This is a genomic window from Mesorhizobium sp. M5C.F.Ca.IN.020.32.2.1 (genome assembly GCF_004023105.1).
GTDB classification, from domain to species: Bacteria; Pseudomonadota; Alphaproteobacteria; order Rhizobiales; family Rhizobiaceae; genus Mesorhizobium; species Mesorhizobium wenxiniae.
On the sequence record NZ_RZSX01000006.1, the window covers coordinates 1 to 23,374 of the forward strand.

Sequence of the window (23,374 nt, forward strand, 5' to 3'; positions counted from 1 at the left end):
GCCATGGACCTGTGCAACCGTATCTACCGCGATTTCACCTATGATGGCGAGGCGACTACGGTGCAGACCCGGGCAAGCGATGCCTTCGACCTGAAGCGGGGCGTCTGCCAGGACTTTTCGCATATCATGATCGCCGGCCTGCGCGGCCTGGGTGTCCCCGCCGGCTATGTCAGCGGGTTCCTGCGCACCATTCCGCCGCGCGGAAAACCGCGGCTGGAAGGGGCCGACGCCATGCATGCCTGGGTCAAGGTGTGGTGCGGGCGCGACACCGGTTGGCAGGAGTTCGATCCGACCAATGGCATGCGGGCAAGCAACGACCACATCACCGTCGGTCATGGCCGGGACTATTCGGATGTAGCGCCGATCGTCGGCGTCCTGAAAACAACCGGAGGGCAGGTCGGCGAGCAAGCAGTCGACGTCATTCCAGTCGTGCTGGAAAAGGCATAACGGCAAGCGAGGCCGCACTCGATTTCTAGGCGCCGAACGTAGACAGAGGAAGGCTCCTCGAACGCACACGCGGTGAGCCTGACATCATTCTGAAAGCCATTCGCGGAACCAGCGGCGGGTCCGGCGCTTATCTACGGGAAAATTTCTCGCGGAGAGGACATGTTGGACAAATCCGGGTCGCCATCCGGCCGATCGGCTGGCAAGGAGGTTGCACCAAAAGACGGGGCGCCGACAAATGGGTCGCAAGCCTCTGCCGATCGAGCCTCGCTTACCTACCTCACCGACGCCGAGCCCGGTATCCGGCGTCTCAGGGCTGGCAAGGGATTCTCATATAAAGGCCCTGACGGGCAGGGTGTCGACGACGACACTATGGCCCGCATCAGGGCGCTCGCCATTCCACCGGCGTGGACGGATGTGTGGATCTCGCCGGATGCTGACGGTCACATCCAGGCGACAGGCCGTGATCAGCGCCGACGCAAGCAATATCGGTATCATGCGCTATGGGCGGAGGAGCGTGACGGCGTCAAATATTCGAGCCTGGTTGCCTTTGCAGAAAGCCTGCCTGAGCTGCGACGCCAGATCGATGCCGATCTGCGCCGTCACGGCCTGCCGCTGGAACGCGTTGTCGCCGCTGTGGTCTGGCTGCTTGACAACACGATGATCCGCGTCGGCAATGCCGCCTACGCTCGCGACAACAACAGCTTTGGGCTGACCACGCTGCGCGACCGCCATGTCGACATCAATGGCTCGAGCCTGCGTTTCGCTTTCAAAGGCAAGTCCGGCAAGGAATGGAAGCTGAAGCTCGTCGATCGCCGGATCGCCAGGATCGTGCGCGGGGCGCAGGATCTGCCGGGCCAGAAGCTGTTCCAGTATCTCGACGACGACGGAAGCAGGCGACCGATCCGATCCGACGAAGTCAACCGCTACATCAGGGAGACGGCAGGGGCGGATTTCAGCTCCAAGCACTTCCGAACCTGGGGCGGCACTATCCATGCTGCGTCACTGTTTGCGCAAACCGAACGATCGGAAAGCCGGGCACAACAGAAGCGGGTGATGAACGGCCTCATCGACAAGGTCGCCGAGCGGCTGGGCAACACCCGCGCCATCTGCCGCAGATGTTACATCCACCCGCAAGTTTTCGATGCCTGGTCCGAAGGACGGCTGCTCAGCGAAATAGCGGATGCGAACAAGCGGAAACGATCGATACCCGGTCTTGACGACGAAGAGGCTCTCGTACTGAGATGGCTGAAGGCGCAGGGGAGCTGAACCGAACGGAGCCGCCGCAGGCTTTCGTGATCCGTGCAGGACGTAATTTTTTGTCGACGTCATGTCGGGATAGGCCCTAGTGTTTCGTCCTTTGACAGAGAAAAGGACGACCTATGCTTTACGCGATCCTCTGCTACGCCTCCGAAGACGTCGTCTGCTCCTGGAGCAAGGAGCAAGATGACGCTGTCATGAAAAAACTCCTGGGCGTGCAGGAAAAATACGCTCAGGCGGGCCGGCTGGGCCCGGTCGCGCGGCTGCTGCCGACAACCGCTGCGACAACCCTAAGAAAGGTCAAAGGCGAAGCGGTCGTCATCGACGGACCATTTGCCGAAACCAAGGAACAGTTCCTCGGCTTCTACACCCTCGAATGCGCCGATCTCGAGGAGGCCGTCGACTTTGCGCGTGAACTTTCCGAGGTCAACCCGAGCGGCGGCTCCTACGAGATACGTCCGGTTTCGCTCTTCGATCCCGCCAAGGTTTCCGCATGACCGACCTTACCTGGATCAGCACGGCGATCAGCACTGCCCGCCCCCAGGCGATGGGCGCGCTGCTGCGCTACTTCCGCGATCTCGATGCGGCGGAGGAAGCCTTCCAGGACGCTTGCCTGCGAGCTCTGAAGAACTGGCCGACAAACGGCCCGCCGCGCGATCCGGCAGCCTGGCTGATCTTCGTCGGCCGCAACAGCGGCATCGACGCGGTGCGCAAACGTGCCAAGCAGGCGCCGCTGCCGGAAGAGGACCAGATCTCCGACCTGGAAGATGCCGAGACCGACATCGCCGAACGGCTGGACGGCGCGCACTACCGCGATGACATATTGCGGCTGCTGTTCATCTGCTGCCATCCCGACCTGCCGGCGACGCAGCAGATCGCCGTGGCGTTGCGCATCGTTTCAGGCCTGACCGTCAAGCAGATTGCCCGCGCTTTCCTCGTCGGTGAAAGCGCCATGGAGCAGCGCATCACCCGTGCCAAGGCGCGCATCGCCGATGCCGGCGTGCCGTTCGAGACGCCGGGTGCGGTTGAGCGGTCCGAACGACTGGCCGCCGTCGCTGCCATGGTCTACCTGATCTTCAACGAAGGCTATTCGACCAACAGCGGCGAGGCACCAGCCCGCGCGCCGCTCTGCGAAGAAGCGATCCGGCTGGCCAGGCTGCTGCTTAGGCTGTTCCAGACCGAGCCGGAGATCATGGGCCTGGCGGCGCTTTTGCTTCTCCAGCATGCGCGTGCGCCGGCGCGTTTCGACGAGAATGGCGAGATCGTGCTGCTCGAAGACCAGGATCGCAGCCTGTGGAGCCGCAAGATGATCGACGAGGGGCTGGCGCTGGTCGACAAGGCGCTGCGCCACCAGAAGCCGGGTCCCTACCAGGTGCAGGCCGCGATCGCCGCCCTGCATGCGCGGGCGGCGAAGCCCGAGGATACGGACTGGAACGAGATCGACCTGCTCTACAGCTTGCTCGAGCAGATGCAGCCGTCGCCGGTGGTGACGCTCAATCGCGCCGTCGCGGTCGCCAAGGTGCGCGGGCCGGAAGCGGCACTTGCCATGATCGAGCCGTTGGAGCAAAGGCTTTCCGGCTATTTCCATTTCTTTGGCCTCAAAGGCGGCCTGCTGATGCAGCTTGGTCGTGGCGAGGAGGCGCGCATCGCCTTCGACCGTGCCATCGCTCTTGCCAACACGGCAGCCGAGGCCGCCCATATCCGCATGCATATCGACCGCCTGATGAAGGAAGGCGCCGCGCGGGGAACCGCGCAGACAGCGCGCTGAACGAGTCACTGGTTCAACGGTCTGACCTTGGCTTAGACCATGCCGGGGTGGCGATTTTTCCCTGAAACGAGTAATGCCACGCCATGACAGCGCCTGATGTGCCGATCGGTACAGGGACGGCATGGCACAAGGCTTTGGCAGGTTTGTTTTATGCATGTCGTTGTCCCAAAACCGCTGCGCACTTTTGGGCGACATGCATTCTGAAAGGGAAAGAAAATGACGATTGCGAAGGAAACAGCCGGGTTACTGGCGAAACTCGGTGTCGCTGAGGACGCGCTTTCGGGCGGCGATCTTATCGTGCGCAGCCCGGTGACAGGCGAGCAGATCGCCGCGCTGAGGACGATCTCGCCGGCCGGTGCGGCAAAGACCATCGATGCCGCCCACAAAGCCTTCCAGGCCTGGCGTCTGGTGCCGGCACCGAAGCGCGGCGAGCTGGTGCGGCTGCTTGGCGAGGAACTGCGCGCGCACAAGGCCGAGCTTGGCCGGCTGGTGTCGATCGAGGTCGGCAAGATTCCGTCCGAAGGGCTCGGCGAAGTGCAGGAAATGATCGACATCTGCGATTTCGCCGTTGGCCTGTCGCGCCAGCTCTACGGCCTGACCATCGCCACCGAGCGGCCCGGTCATCGCATGATGGAAACCTGGCACCCGCTGGGCGTCGTCGGCGTGATTTCGGCCTTCAACTTCCCGGTCGCGGTGTGGTCGTGGAACGCGGCGCTTGCGCTGGTCTGCGGCGACGCTGTGGTGTGGAAGCCCTCGGAAAAGACGCCGCTGACGGCGCTCGCCTGCGAGGCGATCTTCAAGCGTGCGGCAGAGCGTTTCGGCGATGCTCCGGAAGGTTTGACGTCGGTGCTGATCGGCGATCGCGCCGTCGGCGAAATTCTGGTCGACCATCCCAAGGTGCCGCTGGTCTCGGCCACCGGCTCGACCCGCATGGGCAGGGATGTCGGTCCGCGGCTGGCAAAACGCTTTGCGCGCGCTGTGCTGGAGCTAGGCGGCAATAATGCCGGCATCGTCCGCCCGACGGCCGATCTCGACATGGCCTTGCGCGCCATTGCGTTCGGCGCCATGGGCACGGCCGGGCAGCGCTGCACGACGCTGCGGCGCCTGTTCGTGCATGAGAGCATCTACGATGCCTTTGTTCCGCGCCTCAAGAAGGCCTATGAAAGCGTCTCGGTCGGCAATCCGCTGGAGACATCCGCGCTGGTCGGACCGTTGATCGACAAGGCAGCCTTCGACAGCATGCAGAACGCGTTGAAGGAAGCCGCCGCTCACGACGGCAAGGTGACCGGCGGCACGCGGGTCGACAATGGCCACCCCGACGCCTATTACGTTCGTCCGGCGCTGGTCGAGATGCCCAAGCAGGTCTCGCCGGTGACGGAAGAGACCTTCGCGCCGATCCTCTATGTGATGAAGTACTCGGATTTCGACGCCGTGCTCGACGAGCACAACGCGGTCGGAGCGGGGCTGTCGTCGTCGATCTTCACCCGCGACCTGCAGGAATCCGAGCGCTTCCTCGGCGTCGACGGGTCCGACTGCGGCATCGCCAACGTCAACATAGGCACATCAGGGGCCGAGATCGGTGGTGCCTTCGGTGGCGAGAAGGAGACCGGCGGCGGCCGCGAGTCGGGCTCCGATGCCTGGAAGGCTTACATGCGGCGCGCCACCAACACGGTGAACTATTCCAAGGCGCTGCCGCTGGCCCAAGGCGTATCCTTCGACATCGACTAGGCTGGTGAGACCCTTGTCGTGGCGGCTATGCCAATAGCTGCCACGATTTATCTCGGTCGCCGTTCAGCGGCTTCCGGGAGATCCAAGACAGTCTGCGAAAGCCGCATCAAGAATGGCGAGCTAACGCCGGCCTTTCCCGTGCCCTCGCCATCTGGCGGAATCTGTAGAGCGCCGGTAGCGAGGTCGCGCGGCATGCGCGCCTGTTCGTCAGCGGCGATCGAAGCTGCCGCAGACCGTGACGATGAATCTTCGGATGTGGCTCTATGGAGCGGCTGATGTGGCCCACCACATCTCGTTGAAGCGTCAACCGAGGCGACCCATATACGCACTGCGTCGGATGTTTTCCTCCCATTGCGTCCGGCGCGTTCCCCTCTGGAGGTTTTAAACCTTCATGCCTGGCCGGACTTTAACAGTCCGGCCTTTTTTCTATTGGTCCTGTGAAGCTGCGAGTTCGCGAGTGAGCTGTAGAACCGCCGTAGCTCAGAGCATCCACGACCGGGCAGGCCGCGGTGCTGGCATCGGGTACGGGTGCCCAGCCGGCATAATCAGCCCAATGAGTGAGAAAATGTCCGTGACATTGTCGTCATATTCCACAGCCGCCTAGCCGTAGGGGTGCGGCAACGGAAGCTGCCATTTTGTCGGGAAATCCACTAGGCTCGCTTGGTTTGCGAGACGGCGAGAGATGCCCGACCTGAAACAGATGCCCGATATGAAACAAATGAGATTGCTCGGCATCGTGGCCGCGACGGCGATCGGTCTGTATGTCTGCTATCTCTTGGCGTTGCCTTTTTTGCCCGCATTGACGTGGGCGCTGGTGTTGGCAATCGTCCTGTATCCGGCTCATCGACGGGTCGAGGAAAGGCTCAGGAACCAAAACCTGGCTGCACTGATGTCAGTCAGCATCGCGGCGGTTGCAGTCGGCCTGCCGCTCATCTTCGTGGCACAGCAGCTTGTTCGCGAGGCGGTAAACGGCGCCACCTATCTGGAGGAGGTCATCCGGGGTTGGAACACAGATGCCTTCGTGTCGGGCTATCCCAGGCTTTCGGCGGTTGCCCAGTGGGTTGAGAACCAACTCGATCCGGCCGGCACGGTCGCCGCATTTGTGCAATGGCTGACGGGACAAAGCACATCGCTATTGCGCGGCTCGATCAATCAGGCCGTGATGTTCGTGCTGACTTTCTATCTGCTGTTCTATTTTCTGCGGGACCGTGAATCCGCCCTGCGGGGGATCGAGCGTCTCTCGCCCCTGCGTGCACCGGAGACGGCATACATGCTGTCGCGCCTTGCCGAGACGGTACATGCGATCCTGATAGGCACCGTTTTTGTCGCCGCTGTGCAGGGAACGCTGGGCGGCCTGATGTTCTGGTGGCTCGGCCTGCCCACGCCGGTCTTCTGGGGCCTGGTAATGGGACTTCTTGCCATCGTGCCAGTGCTCGGCGCATTCGTGATCTGGGTGCCGGCAGCGATCTATCTCGCACTGGAAGGGTCTTGGGCAAGCGCAGCGATCCTGACCATCTGGGGCGGCGGCGTCGTCGCCGGCATCGACAATCTGCTCTATCCGATGCTTGTCGGGAGCCGGTTGCGGCTCCACACAGTCATGGCCTTTATCGGCGCGGTCGGTGGCATCGTCCTCTTTGGAGCATCCGGACTCGTCCTCGGCCCTGCGGTGATCGCGGTCACCATCAGCCTCATTGACATTCTCAAGAAACGGTTGAACGGCCAACCCGGGGCGGAACTGACGCCAAAGCGCTACACGAAGCCATCACGTCAGTCCGGAGCCGGGCCTAGTCGTGAGTAAGCACCGCCACGCGCCTCTGTTCGATTCTAGACCTAAAGACTTGGCAGGCCGTATCGCTCGCGAAGGGTGCGCTCACCCCCAGCGTCGAAAACTTCCGAACGCTCCAGCAAAGGCATCACGTCGTCGATGAAGCTTTGCTGGTCGACCCAATAGTCGAGGCTAGTCGAGGCAAGCGGGTCGCTTTTCGGGTATGCGCCAACCGGCCTCGTGACTGCCGAGGCCAAAGATCACGGCATTGAGATATATGCGCAGCGGCGGGCTCATTTTTCGCCGGCTATATAGGCGTTGCTGTAATAGGCCGCGAAATCGGGGCGTGCGCCGATCAGGTTCCCATCGCTGTCGCGCAGGGCGCCGGCCCTGAACAGGTAGTCGCCGATCGCCTCCATCTTTGCTGGATCGATTGTGCCGATCGCGCCGGTGGGGCTTTGCAGATAGTGGCCGTCGACCAGCGCCTTCAGGGATGCTTCGATCAGCGGACGGTCGGTCAGCACGTCGCTGTTTGCTGCGATCAGGATGTCAGCCGCTTCTTGCGGATGTTCGACGGCGAAGGCATAGCCGCGCCTGGTCGCGGCGATGAACCCAGTTGCCGTGTCCTTGTTCTTTTCGAGGTAGGCCCGGCTCGAGCCAATGAAATTGGTGTGTTGGTCGGGCACGCCGTAATCGGCGTAGCGGAAGGCGCGTTGGGCCTTGCCGTCAAGTTCCGCTTTGATCCCCTCCCAAGTATAGACTTCGAGCGTAAAATCGACTGCGCCATTGGCCAAGGCCTCATAGGCGGAGGTGCCCAGCGTCACCGTTTCGAATTTGCCCTCGCCGCCATCATGGCGGATGATGGTGCCGATCAGCGCATTCTCCCAGGCGCTGCCGAAACCGCCATAGGTTAGGCCGTCCAGGTCCCTTGGGGACTGTATATCGGCGCGGTCGGCATTGAACACCAGCCTGCCGGTTTCTGTCTGCATGATGGCGTAGGTGGCTACGAGGTCGGCCCCGGCCGTGCGTTGGGTGAACAATCCTATGGATCCCAATATACCGAAATCAGCCACGCGGTTGGCGATCAGCGTACCGGCCGCAGTGTCGCTGTAGGGCAGGATCTGCACGTCGAGCCCGGCCTCGGCGTAGAAGCCTTTCGTCTGGGCGACATAGAGCCCGACATGGTTTGTGTTCGGCGTCCAGTCTAGTGCGACGGTGACAGTCTGCTGGGCGCGGACGGACGTGACGGGTCCGAGCCCGGAGATCAATGCGGCAGCGATGAAGAGGCGTCTGGAAAGCATGGTCATGTCCTTTGGGCGGGCTGTGGATCGAGCAGGGTATCGAGGATGTCGGCTTCGATGGCGCTGGCTTCCGGCGAGACATGATCCGTGCGCGGGCGCGGAAGAGGTATGGCGATTTCGCGCAGCACGCGGGCGGGGCGGCTGCTCAGCACATAGATGCGGTCGGACAGGAAGACTGCCTCGCGCACGTCGTGGGTGATCAGCAGGACGGTCCAGCGGTGTCGGTCCCACATCATCGCAAGCCAGCGCTGCATGCCGGTGCGCGTGAGGGCGTCGAGTGCGCCGAACGGTTCGTCGAGCAACAGCATGGCGCGGTCCTGCACGACGGTACGCAACAGCGCGGCGCGCTGGCGCATTCCGCCCGAGAGCTGCGCCGGATACCTTTGCTCGAAGCCCGCAAGGCCGAATTCGCCGAAGAGCGGCGCCACCTTGTCGCGCGCCGCCTTGCGGGACATGCCTTGCACTTCCAAACCGAGCGCGGTGTTGTCGATAACTGTGCGCCAAGGCATCAGGGCATCGTGCTGCGGCATGAAGGCAAACGGTCGGCGCGCGTCGGCCAATGGCCGCCCGTCGAAGTCGACACCGCCGCCGTAGCCTTCGAGACCGCCCGTCAGCAATCTGAAGATCGTGGATTTGCCGGCTCCGGAGGGGCCGAGGATTGAAACGAATTCGCCCGGCTCGACATGCAGGGTGATGCCGGCAAGCACGTCAATGTCGCCAAAACGCTTGCTGACTTGGCGCAGCTCCAGCCGCCTGCTCATGATTTTCGTGCGGCATCGAGCCGCTCCCATGGCATGGCGGCGCGCTGGATCAGCACCGTGGCGGCAAACAGGGCCAGCGTGAGCAAGGCGCTGATCAGCACGGCTGCGAGCACGAGATCGGGCCGGAAATTGTTCTTGGCGTTGAGCATGTAGATGCCGAGCCCTTTGGCCGCGCCGGCATATTCCGCGAAGATGGCGCCCACCACGGCGTAGGTGATCGAGATACGCAGCCCGGCGAAGAAATAGGGCAGCGAGGAGGGCAGGCGGGCCAGCAGGAAAATGCGCATGCGGGAAGCGCCCATCGAACTCAGAAGCGCCGAGATGTCCCGATCCGTCGATTCGTAACCCTGCACCAGCGCGACCAGCATGGGAAAGAAAGTCACGAGGGCGACCAGCATGATCTTCGGCGTCAGCCCGAAGCCGAACCAGAGAATGACCAGCGGGGCGATCGCCACCAGCGGCAGCGTCTGGCTAATGATGAAGACCGGGAACAGGGCGCGGCGCAGCGGTTTGAAGAAATCGATCAGCACCGAAAGAAGGAAGGCAACGGCCAGCGAGCAGGCGAAGCCCACCAATGTGGCACTGGTGGTCGGCACAGTGTTGTCGAACAGCGCCTGGCGCTGCTGGATGGCCTGGGCGAGAATGCGTGACGGCGCGGGCAGCGTGGTGGGCGAGATGCCCGAGATGCGCGCATAGAGCTCCCAAGCCAAAACCAGCGTGCCGACAGATAGCAAGGCCGGTCCGATTTTGGCGAACAAGGCTGCGATTCGCGGCGCGGCGGAGAAAGATTGGGACATGCGAGACCTGTCTGGCGCGAAAAGATCAGCGCGGGGCCGGGCTGTTGGCCGAGACCGTGAGGTCGGTCGTGACATGGCCCTCGGGCGTGCCAACCGGGAGCGTCGAAATATTGACGACGCCGACGAACTCGCCGGTCATCGGATCAAGAGAAATCTGTGCGTCGGAAAACATCGCCCGCCTCGCTCCGCTGGTATTATCCAGATCAGCTCTAGGGTTTACGGGCTTGCAGCCCATCTCTCAGCCCCGACGATACGGAGCACCCCTGTGGATGGCGGCAATTAAACAGATATGGGGTGGAGCTGCAAGTCAGGGTCCGGCCCCGTGAAACTTCGGGTCGGAGGAGGTGGGCCGCAGTGCTATGCGATCGCAGCGGGTGCGGAAAGGCGACGATCGAGTGGACAGTTTCCCGATCGTCGCCATTGTCGATGCCAGGCGTTTGGTGAATTGTGGAAGCATGAAGACATGAATTGCATTCGTTGTAGGCAGCGGGTTTCTATTTCGCCCATTACGACCGCGCTTTGTTGGAGAGCCAAATGCAAGAATTTATCCTTTTTGCGCTCGTAGGGTTTGTAGCTCAAGCTGTCGACGGGGCTCTCGGCATGGCCTACGGCGTAGTTTCCTCGACAACGCTGCTGGGGTTTGGCGTGTCTCCTGCACACGCTTCGGCCTCAGTTCACGCGGCTGAGTTGTTTACTACTGCGGCCTCGGGTTCGGCTCACCTCTATCACCGCAATATCGACTGGAAACTTTTCTGGCGGCTGATGCCATTTGGCGTGCTCGGCGGCGTTCTCGGCGCTTTTGTGCTCACCTCGTTTGAGGGGGCGATCATGAAGCCATATGTGACGACATACCTTGCGCTCGTCGGAGCTTGGCTCCTGTTCCGTTCCTTCCGGCGGATCCCAAGCAAACCGGTCCCTGCGGGCGTGGTGCCTCCCCTTGGGCTTGGTGGTGGATTTCTCGATGCCGCAGGGGGTGGCGGATGGGGTCCAATCGTAACGACGGGCCTTCTCGGTTTTGGCGGGACGCCCCGCTACGTTATTGGAACGGTAAATGCGAGCGAGTTCCTCATCACGCTCTCGGTGTCTCTGACCTTCTTGTTTGCATTACTAACGGGCCATTGGGCGGAGGCAGGAGAGCTAACGGAAAATCTACTCTCTGTCGCCGGCTTGATCCTTGGCGGCGTAGTCGCAGCGCCGATGGCCGGTTGGGTAGTGAAGTCAATCGTAGAAAAGACGCTTCTCAGGCTCGTTGGTATTCTCATCATACTGCTAGCAGGCTGGCAAACCGCGCAACTCTTCGAATGGGTGTAAACTGAGGCACATCGAAAAAGTTGTCGGCGTCGCTTCCCCGGCGGCCGTGCCGGAAACGAAAACTCAGTTCCCAAATGGAACGAAGAGACCCCTTTGATGTTTGGCTTCCTTGGACAACCGGAGGACGAGTCGATGAAAAAATTGGTTGCAACAGCAGGGTTGGCGCTGGCGGTCGCGATGCCGGCAGCGGCTCAGGACACCGCGACCGCGAAAGCCGAATTCGTCAACATGGCTGGCGAGAAGAACGGAACGGCCACGCTGACCGAAACGGCGCACGGCGTGCTGATAGCGTTGGAGGTAACAGGACTGCCGGCGGGTGAATGGGTCGCATTCCATATTCACGAAACCGGGAAGTGCGACCATCAGACCGGCCATGCCTCGGCCGGTGGGCACTTCAATCCGACGAATGCCGAACATGGATACCTCACCGGGAAAGGCCCGCACGCGGGCGATATGCCAAATCAGCGGGTCGGCCCCGACGGCGTTTTGCGTTCGCAGGCTTTCAACAGCGTGGTCAAGCTGGATGGTGGAGATACGGCCATACGAGGCAAGGCATTGATGATCCACGGCGGACAGGACGACTACAAAAGCCAGCCTGCAGGTGATGCCGGAAATCGTCAGGCCTGCGCCGTGATCGAGTGAAAACCTCGAAATGAGTAGAGACCTGTCCGACATATGATCTGACCGGCTCTTCAGCCTCGGCGGCCAGGTAGATGGTCGGAGCCTCTAGCGTGATGATTGCATGAACGATACTTCTCCTAAGGGTGTGCCTTCTATGGGCCTTGCCCAGTCAGCCATTTCCGCTCGCGGCCTGGTCAAGACATTCGGCAAGCTGCGCGCGGTCGATGGTATCAATCTCGATGTGCCGCGCGGCATGATTTTCGCCATCTTGGGCCCGAACGGCGCCGGCAAGACAACGCTGATGCGGATGCTCGCGACGCTGTCGCGCCCCGACGCCGGCTCCGCCACCGTGATGGGGCACGATCTCGTGCAGGCCCCGCACGAGGTCCGTGCGGCAATCGCGATGACCGGGCAGTTCGCTTCGCTCGACGAGGACTTGACGGGCCGGGAGAACCTTGTCCTGCTCGCCCGACTCTGGGGTTTTCGCGGTCGCGCCGCGAAAGCTCGTGCGGACGATTTGCTCGCGGCTTTCGGCTTGTCCGAAGCGGCGACGAAGCAGGTGAGGGATTATTCAGGTGGCATGCGAAGGCGGCTCGACATAGCCGCCTCGCTGGTCGTCACGCCGGGCGTGCTGTTCCTTGACGAACCGACCACAGGCCTCGATCCGAACGCCCGCAAGGATGTCTGGGGCATGATCCGCGGCCTCGCCGAGGCCGGCGTCACCATCCTGCTCACCACCCAATATCTCGAAGAGGCCGATCAACTTGCAGCGCGCATCGCCGTCATCGACCACGGCAGGAAGATCGCCGAGGGTACCAGCCGCGAACTGAAGGCGGCCACCGGCTCCGGCTTTCTCCATGTCGCGCTCGCCGATGTCGCTCGGTTGGACGAAGCGGCGACCATTCTGGAACGCCGGCTGGAGCACCCTGTCCAACGCAGTGCCGAAGGCGCGGAGCTCTCCGTCCTTGCCCGCACAGCGAAGACCGCCAACGAGGCGCTGGCCGAGCTGGTCGCCGCCGGCATCGAGCTGTCGGATTTCTCCATGGGCCAGCCCAGCCTCGAGGAGGTCTTCTTCGCGCTGACGGCCAGCCGGGCCTGAGTGAAAGCCGCAAGGAAGGCGACAAGCCATGATCGACACGACATCCCTGCAGCGGCTGCAAAGCGTCGCCCGACCTAGAACCCCATCAGCCCTTTCCAACGCGCTCGTCTTCGGATGGCGCGCTGTGCTGAAATTCAACCATGTGCCGGAGCAGCTCTTCGATCTGGTGATGACTCCGATCATGTTCACGCTGCTCTTCACCTTCGTCTTCGGCGGTGCGCTCGCCGGTTCGCCTGGCGAATACCTGCCTTCCTACCCGGCATCCTGGTTCAGACCGTGGTGTTTAACGCAGTCTATTCGGGCATGGGATTGTCGACCGATCTCGGCAAGGGCTTGTTTGACCGCTTCCGATCGCTGCCGATCTGGTCGCTGTCTCCGTTCGCCGGCCTGATGGTGGGCGACATCCTGCGCCATTTGATTGCCGCCTCGATCATTCTCACCATCGGGCTGATCCTCGGCTACCGGCCTGAGGCAGGCATCCCCGGCGTGCTTGCCGCCTTCGCCATGCTGATCGCCATCGGGTTCGGCATGGGCTGGGTATTCATCGTGCTCGGCCTGCTGATCCGCACGCCAACCACCGTGATGACGCTCGGCTTTACTTTCCTGTTCCCTCTCGTCTTCGCCTCCAACATCATGGTCGACCCCGGAACCATGCCGGACTGGCTGCGGGCTTTCGTCGAAGTCAATCCAGTGTCGCTGATGACGACGGCGCTGCGCGGGTTGATGGGTGGCGGGGCGACACTCAGTCAGGTCGTCCTCGCCCTGATCGCGCCGGTAGCGCTGACCGCGATCCTGGCGCCGACGACCCTATGGCTGTATCTCAGAAGGTGATTGGTTCTGCGCATGCCGCAGACGGACCGCCGATCCAAGCGAAACCGTCGACGTTATCTGGCGTGATCTGGCGTGATGTGCGCCTCGGCTCTTGATCGCTAGCTAAGCGCCGTCTTGGGTTCGGCTGTGCGGATGTTCCCCTACGCGACATGCACCGTGCGCTGCCTCGGCTTGATCGCGGTGGCGAGCAGCAGGCCGGCGACGATAAAGGCAGCGCCGGCGAGGTCGAAGTCGTGCAAGCTTTCCCCAAGGAAAAGATAAGCGAGCACGGCGACGAAGACAGTCTGCAGATAGAGCAGCATGCTGGCGCGCCCGGCACCAAGCGTCTCGACGCTGCGGTTGTAGAGGTAATACATCAGAGCGCCGCCCGGACCAGCGACATAGGCGAGTGCCAGAAGGCCGTTCGCATGCAGCGCCGAACGCTCGCCGGAAAACAGCTCCCAGAGATAAAGGGGCAGTGCGACCAGCGCGCCGGCTCCTAGCAGCAGGACCACCATCGGCAGAAGCTCGATAGCGAATTTGGAGCGACGCAGCAGCACGGTGTAGAGGCCCCAGCAAAACGCGCTGCCGACGATCCACAACTCGCCGGGATTGAACTGGAGCCGCATCAGCGCGGTAAGGTCGCCGCGCGCTACGATCACCACCATCCCGACCAGAGCGAGCAGCGCGCCAAGAGCCTTCCAGACGCCGAGGGGCTCGCCGAGCACGTAGCGGGCAAGCACCATGGTCATGATTGGCGACAGCGCCATGATGATGCCGGCGGTCGTCGCGTCGGTGTAACTGAGGCCCGTGTAGATCATGCCCTGACAGAGGGTCAGCCCGATCGCGCCGATGGCCAGCACCTCGATCGTCCGGGACCGGATAAGCACGAGCATCGCCCCGTGATGACGATGGACGATAGGCAGCAGGATCGCGCAGGCGAGCGCCAGCCGCCAGAAGCAGAGCGCCCAAGGCGGCATTTCGGGGGCAACCCACTTGGCTGCGATGTAGACGCCGGCGGACAGGAGCCAGCAGAGCGTCGCGGTGGAATAGGCGAGAGGAAGCGATACGCCGGCAGTCGCCTTGGCTACGCTTGGATGGGCTATCGGCAGCGATTGCATGTACCTCTCCTCCCACTGCGGATCTTAGCAAGATTGCTGCGACTTGCCGAGCAGCAACGCCACCTATTTCACCGATCCTTGTGCGGCGGTTTTTTGTTTTCCGTGTGGAACACAGGCCAGCGACGAAAGTTCGGCTTCTGCAGCCGCAGACAAATGCTGCCAGATCGGATCCTCCCCGCCGATCACAGCCCGCGTCCTTCTCCAGGGGCGCGGGCCTCCTCTGATCCCAACAGACCGTTGCCCGCGACCTTTCCCGGAGGCGCGGGCTTTTCAATCGCGTCCGCCTCGCCGGCAGAACGCGCGAAAGCGCAAGCAGACGAATGCTGTTTAGCGTTCCCGCCGCTAAGCGGATCAAAATTATTAAGCTATTTCAGAGAGTTTTGGTAGCGGGAGAGGGACTTGAACCCCCGACCCCAGGATTATGATTCCCGTGCTCTAACCAACTGAGCTACCCCGCCAGGGCGGCGAAAGGTCCGAAATCCGCCTTAAATCAGAAGGCATGTCGAAGCGTTCGCCAAGGTCGGGCGGATATAAGGTTGGGACGCCAAGCCTGTCAAGCATCGATGCAGCCGGCATGCCGCCACTTGTATCACATCGTGCTTTTCCGAAATCGGAATCGATCTTCCGTAACGATGCGAAGGTTTACGGTCTTGAGACGTGTACCTTACGCGTTCGAGCGGACGCAGGTCGCTCTAATGGCGAAAAGCTTTGCCGGGCAGATAATTGGGCGCAGAAATGCCGGGGTTGAGTTCGGCGGGGCCCGCCGCTATGTCTCGGCCACGAAATTCTAGAGTTGGAATTGATGAAACCGCGCATTGCAGTCCTCGGTTGCGGATACTGGGGCAGCAACCACATCCGCACCCTCAAGGCGCTCGGCGCGCTGCACGCGGTCTCGGACGTCAACCCTGCCCGCGCCGAAGGCTTCGCCAGTGAGCAGGATTGCCTGGCGATCGAGCCGGAGGCGCTGTTTGTCCGCAGCGACGTCGATGCCATCGTAATGGCGCTGCCGCCGCAGTTCCACGCCGATATGGCGGTGCGCGCAGTCCGGGGCGGCAAGGACGTGCTGGTGGAAAAGCCGATCGCGCTGACGGTGGCGGATGCCGAGCGCTCGGTGAAAGCGGCGGCCGACAATGGCCGCGTCTTCATGGTCGGCCATGTGCTGCGCTTTCATCCAGCCTTCGAGACGTTGAAGGCGCTGATCGACAGTGGCGAGCTCGGCGAGGTCCGCTATATCCATTCGCACCGCCTCGGGCTTGGCAAGTTCCATACCGAAAACGATGCGCTGTGGGACCTTGCGCCGCACGATCTGTCGATGATCCTGGCCATCACCGGCACGGAACCGATCGAGGTGCGTGGTGAGGGGGCAGCGCTCCTCGACAATCTCAGCGATTTCGCGCATTTGCACATGCGCTTTCCCAATGGTCTGCGCAGCCATCTCTTCGCGTCGCGGCTCAACCCTTACCGCGAGCGGCGGCTGACCGTGGTCGGCACCAAGGCGATGGCGGTGTTCGATGATGTCGAGCCGTGGGAGCGCAAGCTCGCCGTCTACCGCCACGCGGTGTGGCAAGACAGCGGCCAATGGGCCTTCACCACCAACGAGCCGTCCTATGTGGCGGTGGGCGAGGGCATGCCGCTGACGCGAGAGCTCGAGCATTTCCTCCAGTGCATCGAGACGCGGGCAGAACCGCGTACCATCGGCGAGGAAGCCATCAGGGTGCTGCGTATCCTGACCGCTGGCACGGTTATCCACACCGGATCGTCTTCCTGAGAGAAAATGCGGCTGTATCAGAGCCTGATCCATCCCGATAAAATCGGGATCTTCGTCTATTCGGCGGGAATCTGCGCCGGGCGGGCTGCCAGCCGCGTCAGCATCGCCTCGGCCTCGGCGCCACGCTCGGAACGCTCGATGAAGCCGCCGCCGAACACGCGGGCTTCGTTGCCGTCGTCGGAATAGAGCACGCAGGCCTGGCCGGGCGCGATGCCGGACTCGCCGTCGACCAGTTCAACCGAAGTGATCCCGGCGTTGTGATGCAGCACGGCCGGGCGCGGCGGGCGTGTCGAGCGGACCTTGGCGAAAAGCTCCAGCCCAGCCGTCGGGATATCTGACAGTGCAGCGTCGCCCAGCCAGTTCATGTCGCGCAAATAGATCTTATGCGTCTCCAGCGCCTCGCGCGGACCAACGACGACGCGGGCCCGGTCGGCGTCGAGATGGACGACGTAGAGCGGCTCGCCCGACGCGATGCCGATGCCGCGGCGCTGACCGATCGTGTAGCGCAATATGCCTTCATGGCGGCCGAGCACGCGGCCGTCGATATGGACGATGTCGCCCGGATTGGCAGCAGTCGGCTTCAGCTTGGCAATGATGTCGGAATATTTGCCCTGCGGGACGAAGCAGATGTCCTGGCTGTCCTGCTTAGCGGCGACCGTTAGCCCCATTTCCTCGGCGATGGCGCGAACCTGCGGCTTCGACAGGCCGCCGAGCGGAAAGCGCAGATAGTCGATCTGCGCCTGCGTGGTGGCGAAAAGGAAATAGCTCTGATCGCGGTCCGCGTCGACAGGCCGGTACAGTGCGCGATGGGCGCCGTTGGCTCCAGAGCGGATGTAATGGCCGGTGGCCAGCGCGTCGGCACCGAGCTCCTTGGCGGTCGCCAGAAGGTCGGCGAATTTCACTGTCTGGTTGCAGGAAACGCAAGGGATCGGCGTTTCGCCGGCCACATAACTCTCGGCGAAGGGGTCGATCACCGCCTTGCGGAAGCGCTCCTCGTAATTGAGCACATAGTGCGGAATGCCGAGCGTCTCGGAGACGCGGCGAGCATCGTCGATATCCTGGCCGGCGCAGCATGAGCCGGCCCGGTGCGTTGCCGCGCCGTGGTCGTAGAGCTGCAGCGTGACGCCGACGACGTCATAGCCTTCATGCTTCAATAGGCCGGCAACGACCGACGAATCGACGCCGCCCGACATGGCAACAACGATGCGGGTATCTTCGGGGCGTCCGGGAAGGTCGAGGCTGTTCATGGTTCTTTCGTTCTGCACGGCGCCCTGGAGGACGGCGCTTGAATGCCAATGGCCGGAATATAGGTCAAGCTTTCCGGGGGCGCCAGCTTCGCGAGCCGGCCGATTTTTTCTAATGGATACGGCGCTTGCGGGCAGATGCCTCAAATGCCGACGAAAAGACTAACGCGCCGTTCATGATCCTTACCTAGCTATTAGGGTTCGCTTAGGCAATTTTTAAAGCTGTGGCGGTAATGTGGTGGGGGTTGGGTCTTTGAGTTTTTTGTAGAGAGTACGATGACCGATCTTGTTAGACCGCGCGTCAAATATGTTATCGGGCCCGACGGCAGCCCCCTTACGATTGCCGATCTGCCGCCGACGAACACACGTCGCTGGGTTATCCGGCGCAAGGCCGAAGTGGTGGCGGCGGTGCGCGGCGGGCTTTTGAGCCTCGAAGAGGCATGCCAGCGCTATAAGCTGACCACCGAGGAATTCCTGTCCTGGCAAGCGTCGATAGACGAATATGGCCTTGCCGGGCTGCGCACGACGCGCATCCAGCAATATCGGCATTAGGGCTGGTCCAAGTAAGTCAAAAGGCGCGACAATCCGCGCCCTTTTTAGCTTTGCCGCAACGGCTCTCTCTGCTTCAGACCGTCAGCACCATATTGCCGATCGGCATGGCGGCGGGAAAGGCATGGATTGCGCCTGCGTCATCGAGCAGGTCTTTGCCACAATAGGCGGCAAGCTCTTTCGCATCGACCTTGCCAAGTTCCATAAGGCCCGCGCGGTCGGGCCCGCTGGACATCCGCTCGACGCGCCGAACTCGGCCAGAACCTGATGGGCTGCTCAATCAGATAAGGTCCTGGTCGGAACCGCATACGCCCGACATTAGGGATGCCCGGATGCGGCCGGTCGCGGAATATGAAGGGGATTTGGTAGCATAGGCCTGAAACTGGCGGCTGCTCGACCGATGAGCGGCGACGTTCCAGATGAGCAACGCCCTGATCGCTGGGTGTTGACTGGCCTTAAAGCCTTGTTTTTAGCCGATCATGGCGCTGCGGCCGCCGGTCTCGGCGTCGCGAATCTTGGTGTCGCGTGATTCGAGCATTTCCGCTTTGGAAAGCTCCGCTTCGGCTTCACCGAGCAGTGATTCGGCAACGCTTCGCTGCTGGGCGAGGTCGCTTTGCGAATTTCTGAGATTGTCGCGGCGCAGGCGCGCTGCCTTGGCGAAGGTCGGATAGGCAAAATGGTTGATGTCGGTGATGCCGGCTTTCTTTTCTTCGGCTGTGATCTGAAGCTCCAGTTCGACAGCCATGCGCTCGAATTCGGCGATCATCATGTCGAGTTGCAGCAATTGCCGCCGCTTCTCGTTCACCTGAAACTGCTTCAGCCGAACGAGGTTTTCACGTGACTTCATGATTCGGTACTCCTGGAAACGCACACCTGCACATATCGTCCAATCCACCTGGCAAACTCAGGCGTCACCCGTCTCCACCGACTTTACCGGAACTATGGGAAACAAATTCCTAAAGTTTTTTGCCGGCGGTAACCATTCGTTTACGGGCATTGTTAATCATACGGCTCAGGACTTAAGGCCGGGTAAAAATTCCGGCTCTCGATGCGGAAGCACGGCCAGCGAGTCTCTGGAGTCGCTTAGCCTGACTCATTAATGTTTTGCATTAGCGTTTTGGTTCTGTGATTCACTATTAGATTCAACATGGTGTAGAAAGGGGTTAAAAAATCTGATACCGTCAACGGCACGGAATTAGGTTTTGTTAACCATTCGATGGCAGCCTCTGCTCAGGCAATCACTGCTCCGGTCCTGGACGGGTCGTGAAATGATCCGGCAGCAGAAAAGGGGAATGAAATGCGTGTTCTGCTGATAGAAGATGACAGTGCGACCGCACAAAGCATCGAGCTGATGCTGAAATCGGAAAGTTTCAATGTCTACACGACCGATCTTGGCGAAGAAGGTGTCGATCTAGGCAAGCTCTACGACTACGACATCATCCTTCTCGATCTCAATCTGCCCGACATGTCGGGATACGAGGTCTTGAGAACACTTCGCCTTTCCAAGGTGAAGACCCCGATCCTTATCCTCTCCGGCATGGCCGGCATCGAGGACAAGGTACGTGGCCTCGGCTTCGGCGCAGACGACTATATGACCAAGCCGTTCCACAAGGACGAACTGGTTGCCCGCATCCACGCCATCGTGCGGCGTTCCAAGGGCCATGCCCAGTCGGTGATCACCACCGGTGACCTGGTGGTCAATCTCGATGCCAAGACCGTTGAGGTCGGTGGGCAGCGCGTGCATCTGACGGGCAAGGAATACCAGATGCTGGAGCTGCTCTCGCTGCGCAAGGGCACTACGCTCACGAAGGAAATGTTCCTCAACCACCTTTACGGCGGCATGGACGAACCGGAACTGAAGATCATCGACGTCTTCATCTGCAAGCTGCGCAAGAAGCTCGACGCCGCTTCCGGCGGCCAGAACTACATCGAGACGGTTTGGGGTCGCGGCTATGTGCTGCGCGAGCCGGAAGATATCCGCGTCAGCGCCTGAGCTGACGACGCCGATCCGATCAATTTTCCGACAAAAATCCGGCTTCGGCCGGACTTTTGCGATTGTAGCGCAGACATTAGAGCGCCGACCTCCGGGGCCATGTGCCAGGGGTCGGCGAATCAGGCTGCAATTCTCAGGGTGCGGAAGCACTCGAGAAGTTGCGGCCGATTGAACGGCTTCAGCAGATAGCCTTGAGCGCCGGCGCGCTTTGCCCGCATGATCGAAGCAACGTCGACCTCAACCAGCGAAATCAGGATCTGGGGCTGTATCGGACTTTCGATGGCGCGTACGCGGCGAATGACGTCCTCCGCCTGCATGTCCGGCAAGGCGCCGTCGACGACGATGATATCCGGCATGTCAGCAGTGCACATCTCGACCGCGTCAAAACCGCGCGCAGCTTCGATGACCAGCATGTCGGAACCACCCAGGATGCGCTTTGCGACCTTCCTGATGACGCTCGAATCGTCGATGAACATGCAGCGTTTCATTTCCGGGCCCTCTGTGCCATGCGGCAATCCGGCAGCGTCGCGGTACTGAAAGGCACGGTAGGATCAATCCGGTAAAGAAGCTGAAAAGCCAATAGATAAAAATTTTTGCAAGACCAGCTTTTACGGAAACTTCTTGACGACGCTTCGGTCGAACTAGCCTGGAAGGTTCATGTCATTCATCCGTGAGGGCGTAGTAAACATTGTCTAAAAATAGTTGTCTGTTCTTGTCACTCACCTTAGCAACTTCAAGCGGCCGATAGCACGATTTCTTCTGCGGTTGCGTGTATCGATATCGTCATGTTCGCCTCGCGCGCCAGAAGCAGCGTGTAGTAGGGCTGCACCGAATGCGCGTCGATCGGTTCTTCAGGCTTGTTGCCGGAATGGAGTTCCAGGAATTTGGGCGGCACGCGCAGCATCGGACCGCTCGCGGCGAGCGCAAAGCGTGGTTCTGTGTCGAGGTTTTCAAGCGTAACCGTAAGCTTACCGCCACGCGGAATGGCGGCGTTGGCGACGAGAATTAGATTGAGCAGGAGCTTCACCTTGTTCTTGGGCAGCAGCGCACGGGTTCCGTTCCAGACCAGTTCCGGCTTTTCGTTCTTCAAAAAGGCGATCGCAACGGCCTCGGCGTCCCCCGTGTCGATCATCATGCCGGCAGAACCGGCTGCGCCGAAGGCGATGCGGGCGAATTGCAGGCGGGCCGAAGCGTTTCTGGCGCTCTGGCGAATCAATTTCATGGCATCTTCGTCGGCGCCGCCTTCGTCGAGCAGCTCAAGCCCGTTGTTTATGGCGCCGACCGGCGAAATGATGTCGTGGCAGACCCGGCTGCACAAAAGCGCTGCGAGATCGGGTGCGGAAACGGTGAAAAGCTCGGCCATCGGCGAAAGTCCCTGCAAAATTTCACTAAAAATGGCCGGGCGATCAATGGTCACGCCTGTCCACACGAATCACGCTCTCTCCCAAGGCCTACTGAATACACAGCGCCTGAGCGTGCAGCAACAAATCCGGAATTGCCGTTATCGAAAATGGTGTGTTCACGCAGGGGGCGGATACTGCGCAAGCGACGCGAAACCGGCTCGAAACCAGCCTTCTAACCGCCATCTTCATGTGAAAGCTTAATGGTTGAAAAAGGATTACGGCATAGTTTGCCCATAACAGTCATCCTTAGCGGCCGCCAAAGAGCCGCACGGATGCGAGGCGTCGGCGAAAGTGCTCCCTGACGGAGATTGGAAGCATGTTTTCCCGATACTACGACCGGAGCTTTTTCCGTGTCATCACCGACCGGAGTTTTCTCCGTGTCGTCTCTGACCGGGTTTCCCGTGTCATCTCTGACCGGAGTTTTTCCCGTGTCACCTCAATGGCGATCGCTCTGATGGGCCTTGTCGTCGTCTTTTCAACCTCCCCTTCGCGGGCCCAGGAATACACCGCTCAGGAGATCGTCGATTCCGGGCATAAATTCTTCGGCGCAACATCGGGCGGGCTCGCCACCGTCGTCGAGAAGATTTTCGCCTCCTACGGCCTGCCTAATGGCTATTTGCTTGGCGAGGAGGGCTCGGGCGCACTGATCGGTGGCCTTACCTATGGCGAAGGCACGCTCTACACCAAGAATGCCGGCGATCACAAAGTGTTCTGGCAGGGCCCGTCGCTCGGCTGGGATTTTGGCGGCGAGGGCTCGCGGGTGATGATGCTGGTCTACAATCTCGACGATGTGAACAGCCTCTACAATCGTTTCGGCGGCGTTGCCGGCTCCGCCTATCTCGTGGCTGGCGTCGGCTTCAACGTGATGAAGAACAACAATGTGCTGCTGGTGCCGATCCGTACCGGCGTCGGCGCCCGGCTTGGCGTTAATCTCGGTTATCTCAAGCTTACCCAGCGTGCGACCTGGAATCCGTTCTGAGCAGGCGGTTGCCTCGTCATCCCGATTGGTTCCAGGGTCGAAGACTTGAACATTGCTGCGGCAGACCCTTGCCGCAGCACTGGAATTCCGTCATGCGAACGTGGCACAGTCCCTAACGGTCCATAACGGATAGTCACCTTGGTTCAGTCGGTCCTGTTCTTTGTCCTCGGCTTTCTCTGCGCCGGCTTTGTGGCGCTGATGATTGCCCCGGCCATCTGGCGGCGGGCCGTGATGCTGACGCGCAAACGCGTCGAGGGCTCAATGCCGCTGACGCTGGCCGAGATTCAGGCGGAGAAGGATCGCATCCGCGCCGAGTTCGCCATGTCGACGCGCCGGCTCGAAATGAGCGTCAAGTCGTTGCGCGAAAAGGCGGCCGAACAGCTTGTCGAGATCAGCCGCGGCCGCGAGGCCCTGAAGGAGCTGGCGCTCGAGCGGAAGGACAAGAAACAGGCCCTTTCCGAACTCGAGGCCAAGGGCGAAGACCTTCGACAGCGCGAAGACCAGCTGCAGCTTGTGTCGGATCGGCTTGCTCAAACCGAACATGCCCTGGAAAAGCGTGTGCTCGAGCTGAAAAAACTGGAGCATATGTATGACGACGCCAGCTTTTCTTCCAGCAGCCGTCAGATCGAACTTGTGGCGCGCGAGTCCGAAC

24 protein-coding genes, 1 tRNA gene, 1 pseudogene and 1 riboswitch are annotated in these 23,374 nt (G+C 61.2%); of the genes and pseudogenes, 15 read left to right on the forward strand and 11 right to left on the reverse strand.

Annotated elements, in window-relative coordinates; translation table 11 throughout:
• From EOA86_RS00615 to EOA86_RS00640, 6 genes are all read left to right on the forward strand, one after another.
• A partial coding sequence (locus EOA86_RS00615) for a transglutaminase family protein (RefSeq protein ID WP_164891508.1) occupies positions 1-447 on the forward strand: 447 nt, incomplete at its 5' end.
• 159 nt (positions 448-606) lie between these two features.
• Positions 607-1,713: a DNA topoisomerase IB gene (locus EOA86_RS00620; protein WP_128340414.1), complete on the forward strand. Its 1,107-nt coding sequence runs from the start codon at positions 607-609 to the stop codon at positions 1,711-1,713.
• Between the two features lie 113 nt (positions 1,714-1,826).
• Positions 1,827-2,201, forward strand: a complete 375-nt coding sequence (locus tag EOA86_RS00625; RefSeq protein WP_128340415.1) for a YciI family protein — start codon at positions 1,827-1,829, stop codon at positions 2,199-2,201.
• Complete coding sequence (locus EOA86_RS00630; RefSeq protein WP_128340416.1) at positions 2,198-3,472, forward strand: RNA polymerase sigma factor; 1,275 nt, start codon at positions 2,198-2,200, stop codon at positions 3,470-3,472. Before EOA86_RS00625 ends, EOA86_RS00630 begins: the two co-directional genes overlap by 4 nt.
• A 216-nt stretch (positions 3,473-3,688) precedes the next feature.
• Positions 3,689-5,200: an aldehyde dehydrogenase family protein gene (locus EOA86_RS00635; protein ID WP_128340417.1), complete on the forward strand. Its 1,512-nt coding sequence runs from the start codon at positions 3,689-3,691 to the stop codon at positions 5,198-5,200.
• Positions 5,201-5,882: 682 nt separating this feature from the next.
• On the forward strand, positions 5,883-6,998 hold the full coding sequence (locus EOA86_RS00640; RefSeq protein ID WP_128340418.1) for an AI-2E family transporter: 1,116 nt from the start codon (positions 5,883-5,885) through the stop codon (positions 6,996-6,998).
• A 260-nt stretch (positions 6,999-7,258) separates the two neighbouring features.
• On the opposite strand, the gene EOA86_RS00645 is transcribed toward EOA86_RS00640, so the two are convergent.
• From EOA86_RS00645 to EOA86_RS38360, 4 genes are all read right to left on the reverse strand, one after another.
• The gene (locus EOA86_RS00645) at positions 7,259-8,272 is read right to left on the reverse strand and encodes an ABC transporter substrate-binding protein (protein WP_128340419.1); all 1,014 of its coding nucleotides are present in this window, start codon (positions 8,270-8,272) and stop codon (positions 7,259-7,261) included.
• A complete protein-coding gene (locus tag EOA86_RS00650) occupies positions 8,269-9,027 on the reverse strand; it encodes an ABC transporter ATP-binding protein (protein ID WP_128340420.1) in 759 nt (252 codons plus the stop codon). Before EOA86_RS00650 ends, EOA86_RS00645 begins: the two co-directional genes overlap by 4 nt.
• Entirely contained in the window at positions 9,024-9,824 is an 801-nt protein-coding gene (locus EOA86_RS00655) for an ABC transporter permease (protein WP_164759940.1), read from the reverse strand. Before EOA86_RS00655 ends, EOA86_RS00650 begins: the two co-directional genes overlap by 4 nt.
• Before the next feature lie 25 nt (positions 9,825-9,849).
• Complete coding sequence (locus EOA86_RS38360; RefSeq protein ID WP_156768265.1) at positions 9,850-9,996, reverse strand: hypothetical protein; 147 nt, start codon at positions 9,994-9,996, stop codon at positions 9,850-9,852.
• Positions 9,987-10,099, reverse strand: a riboswitch (TPP riboswitch). It overlaps the preceding gene by 10 nt.
• A gap of 259 nt (positions 10,100-10,358) precedes the next feature.
• Here EOA86_RS38360 and EOA86_RS00660 point away from each other — a divergent pair.
• From EOA86_RS00660 to EOA86_RS00675, 4 genes are all read left to right on the forward strand, one after another.
• Positions 10,359-11,135 carry a sulfite exporter TauE/SafE family protein gene (locus EOA86_RS00660; protein ID WP_128340421.1) on the forward strand — a complete coding sequence of 259 codons (777 nt, stop codon included), beginning with the start codon at positions 10,359-10,361 and terminating at the stop codon, positions 11,133-11,135.
• 132 nt (positions 11,136-11,267) lie between these two features.
• Positions 11,268-11,777 (forward strand): superoxide dismutase family protein, encoded by a 510-nt coding sequence (locus EOA86_RS00665; RefSeq protein WP_095517262.1) that lies wholly within the window; start codon positions 11,268-11,270, stop codon positions 11,775-11,777.
• 100 nt (positions 11,778-11,877) lie between these two features.
• Complete coding sequence (locus EOA86_RS00670) at positions 11,878-12,855, forward strand: ATP-binding cassette domain-containing protein (RefSeq protein ID WP_128340422.1); 978 nt, start codon at positions 11,878-11,880, stop codon at positions 12,853-12,855.
• Between the two features lie 276 nt (positions 12,856-13,131).
• Positions 13,132-13,686: an ABC transporter permease gene (locus EOA86_RS00675; protein WP_245497068.1), complete on the forward strand. Its 555-nt coding sequence runs from the start codon at positions 13,132-13,134 to the stop codon at positions 13,684-13,686.
• Positions 13,687-13,826: 140 nt separating this feature from the next.
• Here the strand turns inward: EOA86_RS00675 and EOA86_RS00680 are convergent, their stop codons facing one another.
• A complete protein-coding gene (locus EOA86_RS00680; protein ID WP_128340423.1) occupies positions 13,827-14,786 on the reverse strand; it encodes a DMT family transporter in 960 nt (319 codons plus the stop codon).
• A gap of 381 nt (positions 14,787-15,167) precedes the next feature.
• Positions 15,168-15,244, reverse strand: a tRNA-Met gene (locus EOA86_RS00685).
• Between the two features lie 344 nt (positions 15,245-15,588).
• Here EOA86_RS00685 and EOA86_RS00690 point away from each other — a divergent pair.
• Positions 15,589-16,554, forward strand: a complete 966-nt coding sequence (locus EOA86_RS00690; protein WP_128340424.1) for a Gfo/Idh/MocA family oxidoreductase — start codon at positions 15,589-15,591, stop codon at positions 16,552-16,554.
• A 56-nt stretch (positions 16,555-16,610) separates the two neighbouring features.
• Here EOA86_RS00690 and mnmA read toward each other — a convergent pair whose 3' ends face one another.
• Positions 16,611-17,801 carry a tRNA 2-thiouridine(34) synthase MnmA gene (gene mnmA / locus EOA86_RS00695; protein WP_065012039.1) on the reverse strand — a complete coding sequence of 397 codons (1,191 nt, stop codon included), beginning with the start codon at positions 17,799-17,801 and terminating at the stop codon, positions 16,611-16,613.
• 273 nt (positions 17,802-18,074) lie between these two features.
• On the opposite strand from mnmA, the gene EOA86_RS00700 reads away from it, so the two are divergent.
• Complete coding sequence (locus tag EOA86_RS00700; RefSeq protein WP_006203587.1) at positions 18,075-18,350, forward strand: DUF1153 domain-containing protein; 276 nt, start codon at positions 18,075-18,077, stop codon at positions 18,348-18,350.
• 73 nt (positions 18,351-18,423) lie between these two features.
• Here EOA86_RS00700 and EOA86_RS39215 read toward each other — a convergent pair whose 3' ends face one another.
• Both EOA86_RS39215 and EOA86_RS00710 read right to left on the reverse strand, forming a co-directional pair.
• Complete coding sequence (locus tag EOA86_RS39215; RefSeq protein ID WP_206629937.1) at positions 18,424-18,582, reverse strand: hypothetical protein; 159 nt, start codon at positions 18,580-18,582, stop codon at positions 18,424-18,426.
• Positions 18,583-18,816: 234 nt separating this feature from the next.
• Positions 18,817-19,194: a flagellar export protein FliJ gene (locus EOA86_RS00710; protein ID WP_029349790.1), complete on the reverse strand. Its 378-nt coding sequence runs from the start codon at positions 19,192-19,194 to the stop codon at positions 18,817-18,819.
• Between the two features lie 450 nt (positions 19,195-19,644).
• On the opposite strand from EOA86_RS00710, the gene ctrA reads away from it, so the two are divergent.
• Positions 19,645-20,340 (forward strand): cell cycle two-component system response regulator CtrA, encoded by a 696-nt coding sequence (gene ctrA / locus EOA86_RS00715; protein WP_006203583.1) that lies wholly within the window; start codon positions 19,645-19,647, stop codon positions 20,338-20,340.
• A gap of 119 nt (positions 20,341-20,459) precedes the next feature.
• Here the strand turns inward: ctrA and EOA86_RS00720 are convergent, their stop codons facing one another.
• Positions 20,460-20,828 (reverse strand): response regulator, encoded by a 369-nt coding sequence (locus tag EOA86_RS00720; protein ID WP_065011886.1) that lies wholly within the window; start codon positions 20,826-20,828, stop codon positions 20,460-20,462.
• Positions 20,829-21,073: 245 nt separating this feature from the next.
• Positions 21,074-21,703: a histidine phosphotransferase family protein gene (locus tag EOA86_RS00725; protein WP_128340425.1), complete on the reverse strand. Its 630-nt coding sequence runs from the start codon at positions 21,701-21,703 to the stop codon at positions 21,074-21,076.
• 479 nt (positions 21,704-22,182) lie between these two features.
• On the opposite strand from EOA86_RS00725, the gene EOA86_RS00730 reads away from it, so the two are divergent.
• Together EOA86_RS00730 and EOA86_RS00735 are read left to right on the forward strand one after the other, a co-directional pair.
• Positions 22,183-22,722 carry an EipA family protein gene (locus tag EOA86_RS00730; RefSeq protein ID WP_051694969.1) on the forward strand — a complete coding sequence of 180 codons (540 nt, stop codon included), beginning with the start codon at positions 22,183-22,185 and terminating at the stop codon, positions 22,720-22,722.
• 138 nt (positions 22,723-22,860) lie between these two features.
• Positions 22,861-23,374 (forward strand): annotated as a pseudogene (locus EOA86_RS00735) (hypothetical protein); the annotation flags it as partial.